This window comes from Vibrio sp. Isolate34, from assembly GCF_022397915.1.
Taxonomy (GTDB): domain Bacteria; phylum Pseudomonadota; class Gammaproteobacteria; order Enterobacterales; family Vibrionaceae; genus Vibrio.
On sequence record NZ_JAKEUO010000001.1, the window covers coordinates 317,630 to 337,074 of the forward strand.

General features: G+C 46.0%; 21 protein-coding genes. 18 read left to right on the plus strand and 3 right to left on the minus strand.

Annotated elements, in window-relative coordinates:
* Nucleotides 1–3: 3 nt before the first annotated feature.
* The gene (locus tag L1D22_RS01440; RefSeq protein ID WP_239828464.1) at nucleotides 4–1,077 is read right to left on the minus strand and encodes a methyltransferase; all 1,074 of its coding nucleotides are present in this window, start codon (nucleotides 1,075–1,077) and stop codon (nucleotides 4–6) included.
* Between the two features lie 29 nt (nucleotides 1,078–1,106).
* The gene (locus L1D22_RS01445; protein ID WP_019824137.1) at nucleotides 1,107–1,496 is read right to left on the minus strand and encodes a hypothetical protein; all 390 of its coding nucleotides are present in this window, start codon (nucleotides 1,494–1,496) and stop codon (nucleotides 1,107–1,109) included.
* Between the two features lie 72 nt (nucleotides 1,497–1,568).
* Between L1D22_RS01445 and L1D22_RS01450 the strand changes: the two genes are divergently transcribed.
* The 18 genes from L1D22_RS01450 (at nucleotide 1,569) to L1D22_RS01535 (ending at nucleotide 17,738) form a co-directional block, all read left to right on the plus strand.
* Nucleotides 1,569–2,315 (plus strand): beta-ketoacyl synthase chain length factor, encoded by a 747-nt coding sequence (locus L1D22_RS01450; protein WP_239828465.1) that lies wholly within the window; start codon nucleotides 1,569–1,571, stop codon nucleotides 2,313–2,315.
* The gene (locus L1D22_RS01455) at nucleotides 2,315–3,085 is read left to right on the plus strand and encodes a lysophospholipid acyltransferase family protein (RefSeq protein ID WP_239828466.1); all 771 of its coding nucleotides are present in this window, start codon (nucleotides 2,315–2,317) and stop codon (nucleotides 3,083–3,085) included. The genes L1D22_RS01450 and L1D22_RS01455 overlap by 1 nt, the downstream gene beginning before the upstream one ends.
* Before the next feature lie 105 nt (nucleotides 3,086–3,190).
* Complete coding sequence (locus tag L1D22_RS01460; protein WP_239828467.1) at nucleotides 3,191–3,451, plus strand: phosphopantetheine-binding protein; 261 nt, start codon at nucleotides 3,191–3,193, stop codon at nucleotides 3,449–3,451.
* A gap of 10 nt (nucleotides 3,452–3,461) precedes the next feature.
* The gene (locus L1D22_RS01465; RefSeq protein ID WP_004739745.1) at nucleotides 3,462–3,719 is read left to right on the plus strand and encodes an acyl carrier protein; all 258 of its coding nucleotides are present in this window, start codon (nucleotides 3,462–3,464) and stop codon (nucleotides 3,717–3,719) included.
* The gene (locus L1D22_RS01470) at nucleotides 3,719–4,276 is read left to right on the plus strand and encodes a septation protein IspZ (protein WP_239828468.1); all 558 of its coding nucleotides are present in this window, start codon (nucleotides 3,719–3,721) and stop codon (nucleotides 4,274–4,276) included. Before L1D22_RS01465 ends, L1D22_RS01470 begins: the two co-directional genes overlap by 1 nt.
* A 6-nt stretch (nucleotides 4,277–4,282) precedes the next feature.
* Nucleotides 4,283–5,671 carry an AMP-binding protein gene (locus L1D22_RS01475; RefSeq protein ID WP_239828469.1) on the plus strand — a complete coding sequence of 463 codons (1,389 nt, stop codon included), beginning with the start codon at nucleotides 4,283–4,285 and terminating at the stop codon, nucleotides 5,669–5,671.
* An 88-nt stretch (nucleotides 5,672–5,759) separates the two neighbouring features.
* The gene (locus L1D22_RS01480; RefSeq protein ID WP_239828470.1) at nucleotides 5,760–6,122 is read left to right on the plus strand and encodes a 3-hydroxyacyl-ACP dehydratase; all 363 of its coding nucleotides are present in this window, start codon (nucleotides 5,760–5,762) and stop codon (nucleotides 6,120–6,122) included.
* A complete protein-coding gene (locus L1D22_RS01485) occupies nucleotides 6,115–7,914 on the plus strand; it encodes a glycosyltransferase family 2 protein (protein ID WP_239828471.1) in 1,800 nt (599 codons plus the stop codon). Before L1D22_RS01480 ends, L1D22_RS01485 begins: the two co-directional genes overlap by 8 nt.
* A complete protein-coding gene (locus L1D22_RS01490) occupies nucleotides 7,892–9,436 on the plus strand; it encodes an aromatic amino acid ammonia-lyase (protein ID WP_239828472.1) in 1,545 nt (514 codons plus the stop codon). The genes L1D22_RS01485 and L1D22_RS01490 overlap by 23 nt, the downstream gene beginning before the upstream one ends.
* Nucleotides 9,437–9,526: 90 nt before the next feature.
* Nucleotides 9,527–10,030: an acyl-CoA thioesterase gene (locus L1D22_RS01495; protein ID WP_239828473.1), complete on the plus strand. Its 504-nt coding sequence runs from the start codon at nucleotides 9,527–9,529 to the stop codon at nucleotides 10,028–10,030.
* Entirely contained in the window at nucleotides 10,017–10,697 is a 681-nt protein-coding gene (locus L1D22_RS01500; RefSeq protein ID WP_239828474.1) for an outer membrane lipoprotein carrier protein LolA, read from the plus strand. The genes L1D22_RS01495 and L1D22_RS01500 overlap by 14 nt, the downstream gene beginning before the upstream one ends.
* On the plus strand, nucleotides 10,669–13,041 hold the full coding sequence (locus tag L1D22_RS01505; protein ID WP_239828475.1) for an MMPL family transporter: 2,373 nt from the start codon (nucleotides 10,669–10,671) through the stop codon (nucleotides 13,039–13,041). The genes L1D22_RS01500 and L1D22_RS01505 overlap by 29 nt, the downstream gene beginning before the upstream one ends.
* Nucleotides 13,038–13,661, plus strand: a complete 624-nt coding sequence (locus tag L1D22_RS01510) for a DUF3261 domain-containing protein (protein WP_239828476.1) — start codon at nucleotides 13,038–13,040, stop codon at nucleotides 13,659–13,661. The genes L1D22_RS01505 and L1D22_RS01510 overlap by 4 nt, the downstream gene beginning before the upstream one ends.
* Nucleotides 13,662–13,666: 5 nt before the next feature.
* The gene (locus L1D22_RS01515) at nucleotides 13,667–14,866 is read left to right on the plus strand and encodes a beta-ketoacyl-[acyl-carrier-protein] synthase family protein (RefSeq protein WP_239828477.1); all 1,200 of its coding nucleotides are present in this window, start codon (nucleotides 13,667–13,669) and stop codon (nucleotides 14,864–14,866) included.
* On the plus strand, nucleotides 14,859–15,323 hold the full coding sequence (locus L1D22_RS01520; protein WP_239828478.1) for a hotdog family protein: 465 nt from the start codon (nucleotides 14,859–14,861) through the stop codon (nucleotides 15,321–15,323). The genes L1D22_RS01515 and L1D22_RS01520 overlap by 8 nt, the downstream gene beginning before the upstream one ends.
* Nucleotides 15,320–16,045: a 3-ketoacyl-ACP reductase FabG2 gene (locus tag L1D22_RS01525; RefSeq protein WP_239828479.1), complete on the plus strand. Its 726-nt coding sequence runs from the start codon at nucleotides 15,320–15,322 to the stop codon at nucleotides 16,043–16,045. The genes L1D22_RS01520 and L1D22_RS01525 overlap by 4 nt, the downstream gene beginning before the upstream one ends.
* Complete coding sequence (locus L1D22_RS01530; RefSeq protein ID WP_239828480.1) at nucleotides 16,042–17,265, plus strand: beta-ketoacyl-ACP synthase; 1,224 nt, start codon at nucleotides 16,042–16,044, stop codon at nucleotides 17,263–17,265. The genes L1D22_RS01525 and L1D22_RS01530 overlap by 4 nt, the downstream gene beginning before the upstream one ends.
* 8 nt (nucleotides 17,266–17,273) lie before the next feature.
* Nucleotides 17,274–17,738 carry an Sbal_3080 family lipoprotein gene (locus L1D22_RS01535; RefSeq protein ID WP_102424520.1) on the plus strand — a complete coding sequence of 155 codons (465 nt, stop codon included), beginning with the start codon at nucleotides 17,274–17,276 and terminating at the stop codon, nucleotides 17,736–17,738.
* A 110-nt stretch (nucleotides 17,739–17,848) separates the two neighbouring features.
* On the opposite strand, the gene gltX is transcribed toward L1D22_RS01535, so the two are convergent.
* Nucleotides 17,849–19,276: a glutamate--tRNA ligase gene (gene gltX / locus L1D22_RS01540; protein WP_239828481.1), complete on the minus strand. Its 1,428-nt coding sequence runs from the start codon at nucleotides 19,274–19,276 to the stop codon at nucleotides 17,849–17,851.
* Nucleotides 19,277–19,445 lie beyond the last annotated feature (169 nt).

Consider the following 19,445-nt stretch of genomic DNA (forward strand, 5'->3'; position numbering starts at 1 on the left):
TTTTTATTGCGCGCCAGCTTTCAATTCAAGCAGTGTATGACCAAGACCGATATCGTCGGTACGTGTCACCACTTCAAAGCCAGCTTCTTCAACGATCTCTAGGAAGTCTTCACTGCGGTAAAAACGGCTGTTGCCATTGGCCAAGCAGGTAAAGTAGAGAGACGTCGCGTTTAAGCTATAGGAAGCCGCATCGTATTTCTGTGCATCCCAAAACAGTTCAAGGATATAGACAGTCGCTTCTTCTGACATATGAGAGCGAACACGCTTTAATATGCTCAGAATCTCCATTGGCGAGAAGCAATCAAGGAATTGGCTCATCCACCACACATCAGCCCCTGTTGGCAACGCTTGCTGTTTGTCGAGCATGTTGGCAGGGAATGGCGTCACTCTGTTTTGATGACCATGTTGTTTAGCGTTTGCCATTGCCATTTCTAGCTGCAGCGGAAGATCGACAATGGTGACTTCAACGTCCGCATCGTGGTTGCAGCATTGCATCGCCCACTTACCCGTGTTGCCGCCGATATCCACCAGCGACTTAGGTTTCTTGCTGAAGACCTTCTCGAGCAATACAGGGAACGAGCGATCCGAATAGAAGTGATCAAACTTGAACCAACTCTCTTTTGCTTTTTCTGGCAATTGAGACAAGCCTTGGTAAATGGTTTCCCAATCACCCAACTCTTTCAAGCCTGCAGGTGTGCCTTCTTCAATCGCTTCTGTTAGATGCATCATCGCGGCATAACAAACATCGGCTGTGAAATCCATGTTTGCGTTCGTCATACCATCGTGCAGAAGGTAGAAACCAAGGTTAGCCATTTTGTAGTTAGGCTTTTCCCAAGTCACAATATGAGCACTTAACGCCATATCGAGCAGGACTTTCACGCCGTACTCAGAGACACCGGTCGATTCAGAGATAGTCTCTGCTGGTAAACCATCACTGCCCGCATCATCTAAGGCTTTTAAAATACCTAAATCACGAAGTGTACGAGCAGTATGAAAAACAATCGGAGCGAAAGACAATTTTTGAGCTTCTGTTTTTGCTTCTAATGCATTGAATGGATCTAATTTATATTCCGACACGAAAAACCTAACTTTAAAATAATAGAGGGTTACTCTGCAGCCATTTGTGCAAGCTTACGTTTAATATCAACGTTTAAGTTATTAACCCAGCGGTTGTAATTACGGTGTATTTCACCATCGTCATACTTCAAATTCTCTGATTCAACGTAAAGAATAGAGTAAAACTTGTCGCTATAAGGAATTTCAACCACAGCATGGTGTGAGCGAACATACAGCTCTGCACGGATCAAGCCCGGTTTTATTTCTGAAACCAACCAGCCTCGATTCTCAGCCGACTCATAAATAGCTGATTTCACCTGTTTACTTTGAAGATTAAGTGCAACTGGAGTATCCTCAACATTCATTACAGGTTGGACACGTCCACACCCTGCAAGAACGAATATGAATAACATTGAAACGGCTATTTTTAGTAATTTCATTTAAATTCCTTATCTGTGTTTATTTATAAGCACGCATAGTATTTAGTTAGACCCAAAGCAAATCAATACTCTATGTCAAATCAATCCAAATTAATGTCGTTTAATATTGAGAAATGGTCTGCAAATTCAGCGGGGCTCAATTCTATTGCTGAATGGCAAGCGTGGAGCACTAATTTAGATTGGCCACAAGATGGCTCAACTGAATTTAAAGCTATTCCTCCAATGATGCGCCGCCGAATGAGTGTGCAAAGCAAACTTGCTGTCCAAACCGCGTTAACCCTATTAAAAGACACCTCGATTGATTATCTGGTCTTTGCTAGCCGACATGGTGAGTTGCATCGAACCGCCACTTTGATTCAGTCGATATTAGAAGGTGACGATGCCTCACCAATGGCGTTTTCACAGTCCGTGCATAATACAGCCGCAGGGTTAACTACCATCGCAGCGAAAGCACCAATCCCTCTGACCTCTATCGCGGCCGGCCAAGATACTTTCCACAACGCTTTGATTGAAGCCTATCTTTACCTGAATCAATATCCATCGCATCGTGTGTTAGTTATCGATTTCGACCAGCCTTTACCTGAGCTCTATCAAGAGTTCGAAGCTCAAAATTATGCCGACTATGCGCTAGGGTTAGTGCTCACCTCCGGAAGTGATTACTCAATATCAAGATCTGTAGCTAACGAAAGCTCAGCCACTCCTTTACCACAAGGCTTGCAGGCGCTACAAAATATCCTTCTAGGTTCACAGAGCTGGACCATAGCAGGTAAGCATCAAGATTGGACTTGGATAAACAACGCGAAAGCCGGAGAACTATAATGAGCAAGGTCGACCAATATTGGCGAGTATTCGCGACAGGCCTCTGCTTTACCATCTTCGGCTTGGGAGGCCTAGTTCTCAGCTTCTTGATCTTGCCATCTATCGCGCTCATCACTCCTAACACCATTCAGCGAGAGCTCAGAGCTCAACGATTGATTCGCTTCTCATTCAATGCCTTCTGCCAGATCATGAAATTCACAGGCGCGATTGATTACCGAATTGATGGCGCGGAACTACTGCGAGAAGATCGCAACTGCATCATCGTCGCCAATCACCCAAGTTTGATTGACTATGTACTGATCGCCTCGCAACTTCCCCAATGTGATTGCCTCGTTAAAGCGGCCATTTGGGAAAACCCGTTTATGAAGAGGATCGTCAAAGCCGCTGGATATATTCCCAACCAAGCACCTGACGATCTTTTAGAACGCTGTGAAGAACGTTTTTCTCGTGGAAACGTACTGCTTGTTTTTCCCGAAGGAACTCGCACAACACCCGGAATTGAACCATCCTTACAACGTGGTGCAGCGCAAATCGCGACTCGAACACAAACCGATTTACGCGTGATTCATATTACAGTTTCTCCGACATTTTTAACGAAAGAAAAAAAATGGTATCAAGTTCCTGCTACGAAACCCTTTTTTCATGTCGCGGTGAAAGGTAAAATAGAAGTCGCACCATTTATTGAAGGCTCAAATAATTTAACTTCGGCAGCAAGACGCCTTAATCGTCATCTTGCACAAACAATTTTCCCTTCCGAAGAAAACATTTAGCGTATCAATAACATAACAGGCGATATCGGCATTTCGAAAATACCTCATATAATGTAGAATCGCCCCCTTAAAGCAGCATGTAGACAAAGCATTAAGTAGGCCAAAGTGGAAACATTACACAACGAACTGAAACAACTGATCATCGACGCATTAAATCTTGAAGACATGAGCATTGATGAGATTGAAACGGAAGCTCCACTGTTTGGTGATGGACTAGGACTAGATTCTATTGATGCACTAGAACTTGGCCTTGCTATCAAGAAGAAGTACAACATCGTAATTGATGCTGATGATTCAAACACTCGCGAGCATTTTGCATCGGTTGCAAACCTAGCGTATTACATCTCATCTCAAACGAACAACTAGACAGATCTTTATGACACAAGCGAACCAACAAGAAGTATACAACCAAGTTAAAGATGCGCTGATTGAGCTGTTCGAGCTTGATGCTGAAGATATCACGCCGGAAGCTCATCTTTATCTTGATCTAGACCTAGACAGCATTGACGCGGTTGATTTGGTCGTTCATCTACAGAACGTAACAGGTAAGAAGATCAAGCCTGAAGAGTTCAAAGCAGTACGCACCGTTAATGACGTTGTAGAGTCTGTGGTTGAACTATTGAAGGACGCATAATGCGTCCTCTGCTGACTTTGCTGTCGGCAATCATACTTTTCACATATCCAATAGCGGTTTACTTTGGACTCAACAAGTTTGGCCTGCAAACCGTGGGTATCGTGTTGGCCGTTATCTTTGCTGTTCGCATTTTTACCGGCGGCCAGGCAAAAATCAAAGAGCTAAAACACCTAGCTTGGATCAGTGGAAGTGCTGGTATTGTTCTGCTGACATTAGGTTTAGCCTTTAAGCAGCATGGCTGGCTAACCTATTATCCCGTTATCGTTAATGTTTGTATGCTGGCTGTATTTGCTTCAAGCCTATGGCAACCACAAACGATTATCGAACGTCTTGCTCGCCTTCAAGAGCCTGATCTTCCACAAAGTGGCATTGATTACACCAGAAAAGTCACCAAAGTCTGGTGCTTGTTCTTCGTTATCAACGGCTCTATTGCTTTTTACACCTGCTTCCAACCGCTAGAAGTATGGACCCTCTACAATGGCTTACTCAGCTATCTGTTTGCAGGGGTGCTCTTTGCCGGGGAATGGATAGTGAGACAACGCATTCGTCAGAGTTAAATTGTTATGACCCAAACCGTATCTTACACCTCGTTGTCTGAACTTCTCAGCCAGAACAGAGCCCCTGAATCTATTGTCTGCTTTGACGACAATAGTGAGATTACGTGGCAAGCCTTTAACGACGACTTATCTCAACTCGTGCACCTTTTATCTTCATCCCCTTTTCAACGAGTTGCGATTTGCACCCAAGATAGCTACCTATTTTCGATAGCATTTTTGGCGTGTGCAGCAGCTAACAAACACATCATTTTACCGGGTAACTACCAACCTTGTGCACTTGCGGAGTTAAATGAACAGTTTGATTGCCTGCTAGTTGATGACTCAATTGGCGAAGTTGAGGTGAGTGACGTTCGCAATATCCAAACCTTATTGGACTCAAGCACCGAACTACAAAAGCCTCTAACCGATGCTCTTACGACCATTGATTTGGCAACAGTCCCATTAACTCTGTTTACTTCAGGTTCAAGCGGTACGCCAAAAGCGATAGATAAAACGTTAGAACACCTAGATATTGAGACTGCTCAGTTAAACAAAAACTGGGGCGAATTACTCAAGAATAACCGAGTCCAAAGTACGGTCTCGCACCAACATATCTATGGTTTACTGTTTAGAATCTTATGGCCGCTATGCTCTGGTGTGCCATTTGCTCGAAACAACCTAGAATACCCTGAACAAATTCTGTCTCATGCCAATAAAAACTGTGTGCTCATCAGCAGCCCAGCGCTACTGAAGCGATTAAAGCATGAGACCAACAAGGTACAACTTGTAGGAATCTTCTCTTCGGGTGGCCCATTGCCTACCGAGTCGGCTCACCAGTCACGAGAGCTACTTGGTCATTTACCTATCGAGGTGTTTGGCAGCACAGAGACCGGAGGCATCGCCTTTCGACAGCAAGAAATCGCTCAAACCCCTTGGCAGCTTTTTGACTGTATTGAGGCAAGTCTCAACAGTGAGAATTGCATTAAGTTATTGTCGCCCTACATCGATAAGAATAACTGGTACCAAACCGCTGATGAATGTGAAATGGTCTCGGAGAATCAATTCATATTGAAGGGCCGAACTGACCGAGTGATCAAGATAGAAGAAAAACGAGTATCACTGGTTGAAGTGGAGAAGCGACTGGAGCAACTGCCTTGGATAGGCGAATGTGTGGTGATTCCATTTGAGGAGCCTGAGCGATTAATCTTAGCCTCGGTTTTGGTATTATCAGATGAGGGCCAAGCGACGTTGTCGACCATGAGTAAAGGTAAATTCTGGTTGATGCTGCGCACAGAACTCAGAAAGTGGTTAGAACCAATCGCAATCCCGAGAAAATACCGCGTTGTCGATGAGATCCCCCTCAACAGCCAAGGTAAGCGATTAACATCTCACATAGAACAGCTAATAAAATCATAGAAACCGCTGATCGTATTTTACACTGAGATTATCTTTTTATATTTTTGTCAAAGAACCAATATTTGCCCAAGGATTCTAAGCACGCCCTATGGATAAAAGAAAACCAAACATCATTGCTGTAGACACGGTAGAAAATGAATCGACCCTGACACTTCATGTTAGCGGAGATATCACCGATTTTAAGGGGCACTTCAAGAGCTTCCCTATTCTACCGGGCGTCACGCAAATTGATTGGGCACTTCACTACGCAGTCCAAGAGTTAGGCATTCCTGGTTTCTTTAAAGGTATGGAAGTCATTAAGTTCCAAGAGCCTATCCTGCCTGACGCTACAATCCAGCTATCACTCAAATGGGATGCTGACAAAGACAAGCTGAGCTTTAGTTACACCTCGAACAACGGTGAACAGACCCACTCTTCAGGCAAAATGAAGCTGGGAGAAAAAAGTGAATAGCGCTCCCGTCGAGGCGACTTCTCAACACCCAACAGAAGAAAGCAGCTACAAGGCTTGCTTCCTTATCCCGTGCTTTAACCATGGCGCAACCATGCCTGCTGTGATCTCGTCGCTCCATCACTTTGAGTTGCCGATCATCATCGTCGACGATGGCAGTGAACTGACCACAAAACAGTTTCTGGCGCCTCTTGCAGAGCACTCACACGTAACCTTGGTGACACTTGAGCAGAACCAAGGCAAAGGCGGTGCAGTAAAGGCCGGTATCAAAAAAGCACACGAACTCGGCTTTAGCCACGCCATTCAAATTGATGCTGACGGACAACACGACCTTGAAGCCTTACCAACATTAATTGAGGCCTCACAAGCTAAGCCACAACGTCTGATATCAGGCCAGCCTGTCTACGACGAGAGTGTGCCCAAGGCGAGACTGTACGGGCGCTACGCGACACACATTTGGGTATGGATAGAAACCCTTTCTTTATCAATTAAAGACAGCATGTGTGGCTTTCGAGCGTACCCTATCAACCAAACACAAGCGGTACTTAGCAAATACGATGTTGGCTCTAGAATGGACTTCGATATCGAAATTCTAGTTCGCCTGTATTGGGAAGGCTGCGACATAGACTTCGTTGAAACTCGAGTCATCTATCCTGAAAACGGCATCTCTCATTTCGATGCATTGTGGGATAACATCAAAATCAGTTGGATGCATACGCGCCTGTTCTTCGGCATGTTGCCAAGAGCACCAAAGCTGATTGCTCGCCATTTCAAATCCGATTCTGCTGAAAGTTACCAAGCTTCATCGACGGATTCAGAACTGCAAACTTCAGAGCAACCGCACTGGTCTCGCACCCAAGAACGCGGCACCGTGTTAGGTATAAAACTGTTATTAGCCATTTATACCTTGTTAGGTCGCGGTGTGTTCAACCTTATTCTGCGTGCCGTCATGCGTTACTACCACTTAACGGGCAAGCGCGCGCGAAACGCTTCTGAGCAATACTTGTTTCAGTTGAAGGCCTATGCGGAACAGCAAAATATTGAGTTACCCGGCGAACTAACCAGCTACAACCATCTGCTTTCGTTTGGGCATACCATGCTCGACAAGCTTGCGGCATGGAAAGGCGATTTCTCAGTAGAGAACCTCACCATCCATGGCCAAGACCAGTTCGAGAGCATGGTGGCAAATAAGCAAGGTGTGCTGATTTTAGGCTCACACCTAGGTAACATTGAATTGTGTCGGGCTTTAGGCCGCAGACACTCGAACATCAAAATCAATGCACTGGTGTTCACTGAGCACGCTGAGCGTTTTAACTCGGTTATGAAAGCCGTGAACCCGCAGTCTGACTTAAACTTGATTCAAGTGACCTCGATGGGGCCTGATACGGCTATCTTATTGCAGCAAAAGTTGGAGCAAGGTGAGTGGATCGTGATTGTCGGGGATAGAACTTCCACCAGCAAAGAGAGCCGCTCGGTATGGGCAGAGTTCTTGGGTAAGGAAGCGCCGTTCCCTCAAGGACCATTTATGTTAGCCTCGGTTCTCAAAGCACCCGTATTTTTGCTGTTTGGCTTACGTGACAACTCACAAGCAAAGCCGCACTTTAATGTCCATTTCGAGCATTTTAGCGACAGAATCGAACTACCTAGAAAGACACGCGAACAATCTTTAAAGCAAGTCGTGCAGAAATACGCAGATCGACTTCAGCACTACACACTGCAAGCACCGCTTCAGTGGTACAACTTTTTTAATTTTTGGACATTGAGCAAGCACCATGACGAAAAAGAATCCAAATAGCATCACCTTTGGTGCCGAACGCCTCACTATCGAGGATGTTGTCGCTATCTCACAAGGCGCTAAAGCCTCGATGAACTCAAGTGAAGCATTCACATCTAAGATCGACCGTGGTGTCGCTTTCTTAGAACGCCTACTGAAAGAAGAAGGCGTGATTTACGGCGTCACAACGGGTTACGGAGACTCTTGTACGGTTGCGATTCCGCCAAGCCTTGTTGATGAACTTCCTCTTCACCTAACACGCTTCCACGGTTGTGGCTTAGGTGAAATACTGTCTCACGAGCAAGCTCGAGCAGTTCTTGCAACTCGTCTTTGTTCGCTATCACAAGGCGTCTCTGGTGTGACTCACGATCTACTTAACCAGATCGTAACCCTGATCAACCAAGACATCTCACCGCGTATTCCTCAAGAAGGATCGGTGGGTGCCAGTGGCGATTTAACACCTCTGTCTTACCTAGCAGCCGCGCTAATTGGTGAGCGTGATGTCATCTACAAAGGCGAAGTGCGCCCAACCAGTGACGTCTACAAAGAGCTAGGCATTAGCCCTATCAAGCTTAAGCCAAAAGAAGGCTTGGCATTAATGAATGGCACATCAGTAATGACAGCGCTGGCTTGTATTGCCTACAAACGTGCGGAATACCTAGCTCAGTTATCGACTAAAATCACGGCAATGGTGTCTGTGGGTATGCAAGGCAACGATTTCCATTTCGATGAAGCTTTGTTTGCAGTGAAGCCTCATCCGGGTCAACAGCAAGTTGCGGCATGGCTACGTGATGACTTACAAGCGGATCGCCCGCCACGTAACAGTGATCGCCTGCAAGATCGTTACTCGCTACGCTGTGCTCCACATGTTATCGGTGTGGTTCAAGACTCTCTACCTTGGCTTCGCCAGATGATCGAGAACGAGCTAAACAGCGCCAACGATAACCCAATTATCGATGGCGACAATGAGCGAGTACTGCACGGTGGACACTTCTACGGTGGTCATATCGCAATGGCAATGGATACACTAAAAACTGCCGTAGCCAACCTTGCTGACCTGCTTGATCGCCAAATAGCCCAGCTGATGGATTACAAGTTCAACAACGGCTTACCATTCAACCTAACGGGTGCTGAAGGCGAACGTAAGCCAATCAACCACGGCTTTAAAGCAGTACAGATCGGCGTGTCAGCTTGGACAGCAGAAGCATTGAAACACACGATGCCTGCAAGTGTGTTCTCTCGCTCAACTGAGTGTCACAACCAAGACAAAGTAAGCATGGGCACCATTGCTGCTCGTGACTGTTTACGCGTTCTTGAACTGACAGAACAAGTCGCGGCAGCGTCACTTCTGGCTGGTACGCAAGCGCTTGAACTTCGTAAACGCCACAATGAACTTGATGAGCACCACATGAGTGAGAACCTCAAGTACATTCGCGACGAAGTACTGAAAGAGTTTGAGTTTATAGTCGAGGACCGCCCGCTTGAAGGCGATCTACGCCACTTTATTTCTCGTATTCAAAATCAGCACTGGTCACTTTACTAAAAGAACTTTACTCATAGAGTAGTTAACCTCATAAAGTAGCTAAGTTCATATAGTAACCAACCCTTTACGCAATATTGTTGAGAGCGATTTATGTCTGAAATCCTTCATCCATTACAATCTGAGGTGACACTTATCACCTCATTCCAAGATGCCGATCCAATGGGCGTGATCTATCACGGCAACTACTTCCGATTTTTTGAAGAAGTAAGACGCATCATGATGGATAAGATTGAGTACAACTACCATGAGATGAAGGATTCAGGTTACATGTGGCCTATCATCGATACCCGCGTAAAATACATTAAGGCGATACCGTTTAATCACAAGATTAAGGTCACGGCGAAGCTCACCGAGTGGGAAAACCGCCTGCGCGTCGATTATGAAATTCATGATGCTCTAACAGGCGCTCGCATGACACGTGCTCACACAATGCAGGTTGCGGTAACCATTGAAGAGCAAGAGATGTGCTTTGCTTCACCGAAAGTGTTTACCGACAAGGTAGAACACTGGCACCAGTTTGGCTGCTTACCTCTCGCAGCTGATCATCAATCTCTGGCCTCTAACCCACAACAGGTGAACCATGAATCTGTTTAAACGCAGCCGTAAACACATCAATATCGCGCTACTTGGACTTACTGTGATGATGACAAGCGGCCTGGTAAGCGCCAAAGAAAACTCTGCTGCTGTCAGCTCTATTTCAGAGTTGCAGACGGTACTCAGCGAAAACAGTATTGTTCGTGGTGAGTTTACTCAAACGCGCAATATGGAGATGTTTGCCCAACCTCTGACGTCGCACGGTACATTCCTGTTAGACAAATCAAGTGGCCTACTTTGGACGCAAACCACACCGTTTCCGGTGAACTTGGTGCTCACCGATAACAAGTTGAGCCAAAAGTTTGCCGACCAACCCGCTAAAATCATCACCGATAAAGAAAACCCAATGGCGTTTTATTTCAGCCATATTTTCCTATCAGTGTTCCACGGTGATACACAAAAACTTCAAGAACAATTCTCTCTGTCGTTCGAGGCTGCAAAAATGCAGAGCCCAGATGAAAATACAGAAGTATGGACACTGACTCTAAAGCCTAAAAATGCGCCAATGAACGCGGTATTTGAATCCATCACACTGCAAGGCAACAATGATATTGAACGTATTGAGCTGAGAGAAATTCGTGGAGACAGCACGGTGATCGAATTCAACCAGCTAAGCCATCAACCGGAAGTATTATCAGATGCCGAAGCGCAACAATTTCAACTCTAAGCTTGCCCTTGTCTGGCTAATTGTCGTGGTGCTGTTTAGCGGACTGTTGATCAAACAGTTCGCTTTTTCTTCGTCGGTACCGATTGAAAGCAACATCATGAAATTGCTGCCAGAAAACCAACAAGATCCCATGGTCGAACAAGCCTTTCAGCAAATTTCCAACTCGATGAGTGAGCAAGTGGTGTTCATCTTGAGTGGCTCTGATATTAAGAGCACCATGACTGCAACCCAAGCCTTTGAGAAATCACTCAATCAAAACGCCTTTTCTGACAGTTCAGTACTCTTCAAACATGTTCAAGGCAAGATCAACGCCAGCACACAAAGCCAATGGAGTGACTTCTATTTTCGTCACCGCGCTCAACTACTGACCGAACAACAGAAAGAAGCACTGACTCATGCACCAGAATCACGTGCTCAATATGTGATTCAATCCTTGTACAACCCTTTTTCAGGCGTGACAGCGACCGAGTTAACCTTAGACCCGTTCTTGTTATTTCGTGACTATATAAGCGAGGTTGGCATCCGCTCGAGTAATTTTGGGATTAAAGAGGGTTATCTAACCGCACAATCACAAGATAAATCACACATTCTTGTTACCGCGACGTTAGCTGGCTCTCCTTATAGCTTAGCGATTCAAGAACAACTTCCAGCATTAGATACTTTAGAACGAGAAGTTGAGAAGCAATTTGACGTCAAAGTTCAGCATACTGGTGTGGTTTTCTACGCAAATTACGGAACCCAAAGTGCGAAGTCTGAAATCAGCACCATTGGCTTAGGTTCCTTGGCGGGCGTGATTCTATTAGTGTGGCTGACGTTTCGTAGCGCGCTGCCGCTTGCTTTGTCCTTACTTTCTATCAGCACAGGATTATTGGTCGCACTGGCGAGTACCGTCGCCATCTTCGGTAAGGTCCATTTATTTAGCTTGGTGTTTGGCGCAAGCTTAATTGGCGTATCCATCGATTACTCTTTTCACTACCTCACTGATCGTTTGTCAGCGGGAAGCCAGTGGCATAGTGATAAAGGTCTAAAGCATATCTTCATTGCGATAACTCTAGGTTTAATCACCAGCTTGATCGGCTATCTGGGACTACTGGTTGCGCCATTCCCAGGTCTACAGCAACTCGCTTTGTTCTCATCTATTGGGCTTATTGCAGCGTATGCCGGTGTGGTGTGTTGGTACCCAGTATTGGCATTCAAACCAAGCCAAGAGCGAGCGCTTCCGTTGGCTAGCCTTTGGCACACATGGCTAAACTTGTGGAGTAAACCCAAATTTAGAATCAGCTTACCATTGGTAGTGACTGTGGTGAGTTTGGCGTCAATCACTCAAGTTAGTTACGACGACGATATCCGCCAACTACAAGCAATGCCCGAACAACTCAAACAACAAGAGCAAGCCATCTCAGAAATATCTGGCCTAGGTAGCGCTCAGAATATGCTATTGGTGACGGCGAACAACAATCAGGCGTTACTGAACAAATTAGCCTTGATCAGCTCGGAATTAGATTTGTTGGTCGATCAGCAAGTTATCTCAGGCTATCGCAGCGTCAATCAGCATCTGCCAAGTGAGCAAGAGCAACACAACAACTATCAGTTGGTTAAGCAGCTCTACGCTAACCAAAGCACGACCTTGCAAACCACACTCGGTTGGTCGAGCTTCCCAGAGCTACCAAAATACCACCCCATCACACTGGAAGAGTTTTTGGCATCTCCGGTATCTGAGCCGATTCGCCCACTTTGGTTGCAACCAATCAATAACCAAGCGGCGTCGGTTATCATGATCAAAGAGGTTACTAATTCTGAGCTATTCTCGAAGTGGTTAGATTCAAGCTTTGCTCAACAACAAGGTGTGAAATACCTCAATAAAGCAGATGAAATCTCATCTCTGTTCGCTGAGTACCGCGTTAAGATTACCGAGTTGTTATTGATAGCATTAGCGGCTATTGGCATGGTGTTAGGTTGGCGTTACGGTGTGAAGCAAAGTCTGTTGATGCTGTTGCCGTCATTGATTGCCGGAGTGGCAGGTTTGGCGATCACGGGCATTTTAGGCTCAACGTTAAACCTGTTTAATCTGCTAGGCTTGATTCTGATTTTAGGGATTGGTATCGACTATACCTTGTTCTTTGCTGAGCAGAAGAAGTCACTAAGCACCTTATTAGCGATTACTTTGTCAGGCCTCACGACATTGCTTTCATTCGGCTTGCTATCGTTAAGCCAGACTCACGCCATTCATAGCTTCGGTATTACCGTGTTAACCGGTATTTTTGTGGCGTGGCTGCTTTCCCCACTCGCAATCAACAGCGAACAGGCCACAGAAAAAACCAAACCTCGCGAGGCCTTTAGATGAACAACACAATCAAGATAGCACTCACCGTCGTGCTAAGCTTACTACTCAACGCCTGTTCAATGGTTTCTCAACAACCGACAGGTGCAAGTGTCGCAATCGATCAAGAGACAGAATTAGCCTTACCTCTTCCTGCGGATCTTGGATACTCATTGACAGCGAGCCAGTTGATCAGCGCAACATGGCAAGACGCTACCCAGCAGCTGCCTGTTCAAGTTGAAGTCACCCCCGAGAAGGTCGTTTTAGCGGGTTTTTCCTCTTGGGGAACGCGCATCCTATCGCTGCAATACCAAAACCAAGCCATTGAAACACAAGTTCTATCTGGTCTTGGGGCTTCACTGCCGCAGCCCGAACAGGTGCTATTTAATTTAATGCTCACCTTATGGCCAACAGAAGCGTGGGCTCAGTCTCTGCAAAATATCGGCTGGCACTTGGTCGACACAGACAACAGCCGCACCGTGTTTGATGACAACCAGCAGGCAATCATTCGAATTGATTATCAAGCCGCCCCCGGTGCACACAAAACGGCAGGCAATATTGTTTTCAAACATTTGACCCAAGGCTACACCATCACTATACAAACGTTGAACTCAACGATTGTCGATAACCCAAGTAAGAGCTAAACACTATGCCTATTTATATCCAAGACTGTGGTTTCCACTCAGCGTTAGGCTCAAGTATTGCTGACATTCATGGCTGCCTCAAAGACGAACGTGAATCAAACATGGTTGAAGTGAGCGATATGCTGAACGACGGCAAGCACACTGTCGTTGGCAAAATCGCAAGTGAGCTACCAGACATACCACTAGCTCAAGCGCAATATACCACTCGCAACAATCAGCTGGCACTGTCGGCTCTTAATCAAATTGAAGACTCTATCGAGCAGGCAAAATCTCAATTTGGCGCAGATAGAATTGCAGTGGTTATCGGCACCAGTACTTCGGGAATTTCGGACGGTGAGGCCGCTTTTAAGCACAAACTCGACCAAGGTTCTTTTCCCGAACATTATCACTACTCAAAACAAGAGCTAGGGAACACTTCCGAGTTCGTTAGCCAATACTGCTCATTAACCGGGCCGAACTACGTAATCTCAACCGCCTGCTCATCAAGTGGCCGTGTATTTCTCACTGCCCAACGTTTGCTAGATTCAGACATGGCTGATGCTGTGTTAGTCGGTGGTGTGGATACCTTATGTAAACTGACACTCAATGGTTTTCATGGTCTTGAAGCCCTTTCAACTAAACATTGTAAACCATTCAGTGCCACTAGAGATGGCATCAACATAGGTGAAGCAGCGGCGTTTATGTTGCTCAGCAAAGCAAAACTGAATGCTACCAATACAAACCCGAACACACCAAACATTGCCTTATTAGGCTGTGGGGATAGCTCTGATGCACACCATATTTCAGCTCCCCACCCTGAGGGAAATGGCGCCGAGCAAGCGATGAGAAAAGCTTTATATTCTGCACAGTTACAAGCAGGAGACATTGGTTATATCAATGCTCACGGAACTGCAACACCACTCAATGATTCAATGGAAAGCAAAGCCATTCACCGCATTTTTGCAAACAAGGTTCCCGTTAGTTCTACCAAGCCATTGACCGGGCATACTCTAGGCGCAGCAAGTGCGATTGAGGCTGCAATTGCGTGGCATATTTTGAAATATGACTTACCGCTTCCCTTACAAAAATGTCAGGATAAAGCTGAAGATATTGAGATTGATTTGGTAAACTGTTCGCAGAAACTTAAAGTAAAGAACATCTTAAGCAACTCGTTTGCTTTTGGTGGCAACAACATTAGCCTGATTTTTGGTGTAGTAAATGACTGATATCCCTTCTGTAGACCAACTTCTCCCTCACGATGATCCGATGATACTAATCGATCGTGCTATCAGCGTAGAGGCGTTGTCGATCCACTGTCAGGTCGATATCGGTGACCATAACCTGTTCTTTAATGACGAATCTCAAACAGTACCAGCATATGTTGGCATCGAGTTTATGGCGCAGTCTGTAGCGGCATGGTCTGGATATCACGCACTTAAAAACGGCACCACGCCCCCAATCGGATTCTTACTCGGTTCTCGTCGCTATAAATCACTGTGTGATGAGTTTACTCAAGGTCAGACCCTTGATATCCATGCTGAACAACTGATGGAAGACAGCGGTATGGCCGTGTTTACCGCAAGAGTCGAAGACCAAGGCGAGTTGGTGGCTCAATGCCAACTAAACGTCTACGTGCCGACCGAACAAAAATTACAAGAAATGAAAACTAGGAGCTCATCATGACCCGTCAGGTTTTAGTCACTGGTGCCAGCAAAGGCATTGGTAAAGCGATCGCTATTCAACTCGCGAAAGACGGTTTTGAAATCGCCGTTCATTACATGGGAGACAAACAGGGAGCTGAAGAGACTCTACAGTCGATCACCGAACTGGGTGGCGTAGGACATCTTATCCAATTTGATATCAGCAACCGCAGCGAATGTCGCGAAAAGCTAGAGTCTGATATTGCAGAGCATGGTGCTTACTACGGTGTGGTAAACAACGCGGGTATTACTCGTGACACAGCATTCCCTGCTATGACGGAAGAAGAGTGGGATGGCGTGATCCATACCAACCTCGACAGCTTCTACAACGTACTTCACCCGTGCGTGATGCCAATGGTTCAAAAACGCAAAGGCGGTCGAATCGTTACTCTGGCGTCGGTATCCGGTATCATGGGTAACCGCGGTCAAACCAACTATGCCGCAGCAAAAGCGGGCGTGATTGGCGCGACCAAGTCTCTGGCTTTAGAGCTAGCGAAACGTAAAATCACGGTAAACTGTGTCGCTCCGGGTTTAATCGATACTGGCATGGTTGATGAGCACGTGAAAGAGCATGCTCTCCCTCAAGTGCCATTGCGACGTATGGGTGAGCCAGAAGAAGTAGCAGGATTAGTGAGTTACCTAATGTCTGATATTGCAGGCTACGTAACTCGCCAAGTGATTTCAGTTAATGGAGGCTTAGTATGACCCGCCGCGTTGTTGTAACTGGTATGTCTGGCGTTACTGCGTTTGGTAACGACTGGCAACAGATAGAGCCAAAGCTAAAAGCCTGTGAAAATGCGACCCAATACATGCCAAGCTTTGAGCAATATGATGGCCTCAACACGAAACTTGCCGCGCCTATTGATGACTTCCAACTGCCTAAACACTACAAGCGTAAACAAGTGCGTGGCATGGGCCGAGTGTCACGCCTAGCAACCGTTGCTACCGAGAATGCATTGGAGCAAGCCGGCTTAATTGGCCACGACATTTTGACCAATGGTGAGACGGGTATCGCTTACGGTTCTTCTACTGGCAGTACTGATGCCGTTGGCGCGTTCGGTGTGATGCTGAATGAAAAGTCGACACGAGCAATCACAGCAACCACTTACGTTCAAATGATGCCGCACACAGCCGCGGTAAACGTAGGTCTGTTTTTTGGTCTACGAGGCCGTGTGATCCCTACTAGCAGCGCTTGTACTTCTGGAAGCCAAGCGATTGGTTACGCCTATGAGGCGATCAAACATGGCTACCAAACCGTCATGGTTGCCGGTGGCGGTGAAGAGCTGTGCCCTACTGAGTCTGCCGTTTTCGATACCCTTTTTGCTACCAGTTTAAAAAACGACACTCCCAAGAAATCCCCCAGCCCATATGACAGCGAGCGTGATGGCTTGGTTATCGGTGAAGGTGCCGGCACGCTTATTCTCGAAGAGTATGAACATGCCGTTGCTCGCGGCGCGAAGATCTACGCAGAGATCATTGGTTTCGCTAGCAACTGCGATGCGGCTCATGTGACCCAACCTCAGATGGAAACCATGCAAATCTGTATGGAAAAAGCACTGAGAGATGCACAACTTCCAGCCGAGAAGATTGGCTATGTTTCTGCGCACGGCACTGCGACCGAAAAAGGCGATATTGCAGAGAGTAACGCAACAGCGAATATCTTTGGTGAAGTGCCAATCAGCTCATTGAAAAGCTACTTTGGTCATACGCTTGGCGCGTGTGGTGCAATTGAAGCTTGGCTCAGCCTAGAGATGATGCACAGCGGTTGGTTCAGCCCAACCCTAAACCTTGAGAATGTCGATGAGCAATGCGGCAAGCTCGATTACATCACTGGCTCAGGTCGCGAATTGGATGTTGAATATCTGATGAGCAACAACTTTGCCTTTGGCGGCATCAACACTTCAATCATCTTCAAGAAAATCTAGGATACGTAATGAAAAACTGGTTAGCCGTTGCTGCTGTCACTTTACTCGCAGGTTGTAGTGCTCCTAAATATTCAGGAAACGCACTGCCAGAAGCGAACAACATTAAAAACATCACCATCGTAGAAGACACCAAGACGCGCACTGTGTTTCTTGATTCGATGCTCGATTGGTGTTTGAACAATCAAGTTAAATGTAAAGTTGTCGCAGACGGCTCTGAACACAAGCCTGAAGAAGTCACGCTAGATTACGTATCTCGTTGGAGCTGGGATTTGAGAACCTTTGTGGCAGACGCAAAGATCTCAGCTTATCAAGATCAACAGCGCGTTGGTAACGTAGAGTTTAAGGCGCCGAATAGCGGCAACTTTTCCAAGTTTGGTGACGATATGGAACGCATCAAAGCGATGATGGATATCTTGTTCGATAAGAAATCAGCCGCGCAAGCAACCCAAATGATTGCCGACGACCAGCTATAGCAAAGTTATTTAGACAATAAACGAAATCGTTTAGACAATAAATTTTGAGACAAATAAAAAGGGTCAGTAACCAAGTTACTGACCCTTTTTTGAATCTAACAACTGCTCAATTAAGCGTTAGCTTCACGCTCTGCGATGAACTCAAGAGCCATCTTGATGCGAGCGATTACGCGCTCTTTACCAACAAGCTCCATAACTGCATCAACAGAAGGAGACTGACCGCCACCTGTTACTGCTACGCGAAGTGGCATACCGATTTTACCCATGCCGATCTCTAACTCTTCACATACTGCAGCAATCACACCATCTTTGATGTTTGCTGTCGTGAACTCTTCAAGAGCTTCAACCTTAGCAAGAGCAAGCTCTAGTGGACCTTTAGCTACACCACGTAGGTGCTTCTTCGCTGCGCCCGCTTCAAACTCAGAGAAATCTTCGTAGAAGTAACGAGACTGCTCAGCAAGTTCGATAAGCGTGTTACAACGCTCGCCAACTAGCTTGATCACTTCAGTGATCGCTGGACCATTTGTTGTATCGATCTTCTGTGCGTCTAGGTGCCATTGTAGGTACTTTGCAACGTACTCAGGCTCAGAAGTCTTGATGTAGTGGTTGTTCAACCAAAGTAGCTTTTCAGTGTTGAATGCTGATGCAGACTTGCTGATTGCGTTCAGGCTGAAGAATTCAATCATCTCTTCTTGAGAGAAGATCTCTTGGTCACCGTGAGACCAACCTAAACGAACAAGGTAGTTGTTTAGTGCATTTGGTAGGTAACCTTCGTCGCGGTATTGCATTACAGAAACAGCACCGTGACGCTTAGAAAGTTTCGCACCGTCATCACCAAGAATCATTGCACAGTGAGCGAACGTTGGAACTGGCGCGCCTAGTGCTTCATAGATGTTGATTTGACGAGGTGTGTTGTTGATGTGGTCTTCACCACGAACAACGTGTGTAATACCCATGTCCCAATCATCCACTACTACTACGAAGTTGTAAGTAGGAGCGCCGTCTGTACGACGAATGATTAGGTCATCAAGTTGGCTGTTAGCGATTTCGATGCGACCACGGATTTGGTCATCAAATACTACACTGCCTTCTTTAGGGTTACGGAAACGGATAACGCACGCATCACCTTCTTTTGCTGCTTCATTTGCTGCAACAATTTTAGGGTGGTTAGCATCGTAACGAGCCATTTCTTTGTTTTCTTCTTGCTCTGCACGAATTTCATCAAGCAGTTCTTTAGACGCGTAGCATTTGAATGCTTTGTCTTCAGCAAGTAGCTTATCAACCATTTCGTTGTAACGGTCAAAACGCTTAGATTGGTAGTAAGGACCTTCATCCCATTCCATACCCATCCATTGCATGCCTTCTAGAATTGCATCAACCGCTTCTTGAGAGTTACGCTCAAGGTCTGTGTCTTCGATACGTAGAACGAATTCACCGCCTTGGTTTTTAGCGAATAGCCAAGAGTAAAGTGCAGTACGTGCACCACCAACGTGAAGATAGCCAGTTGGGCTAGGAGCAAAACGAGTTTTAACCGTCATTTAAATACCTTGATTATGTAGGTGATTCTTTTAGTGGCGCCGATTACAAAACCTGTAATGACCAAATATCACTAAATTTTGGGCGCTATTTTATCACCCCCGCTTAAATCTACAATCAGTAGTGAATGATTAATGTGCTGTTGTTGTACGAAAGCGATTATAGAAAGCT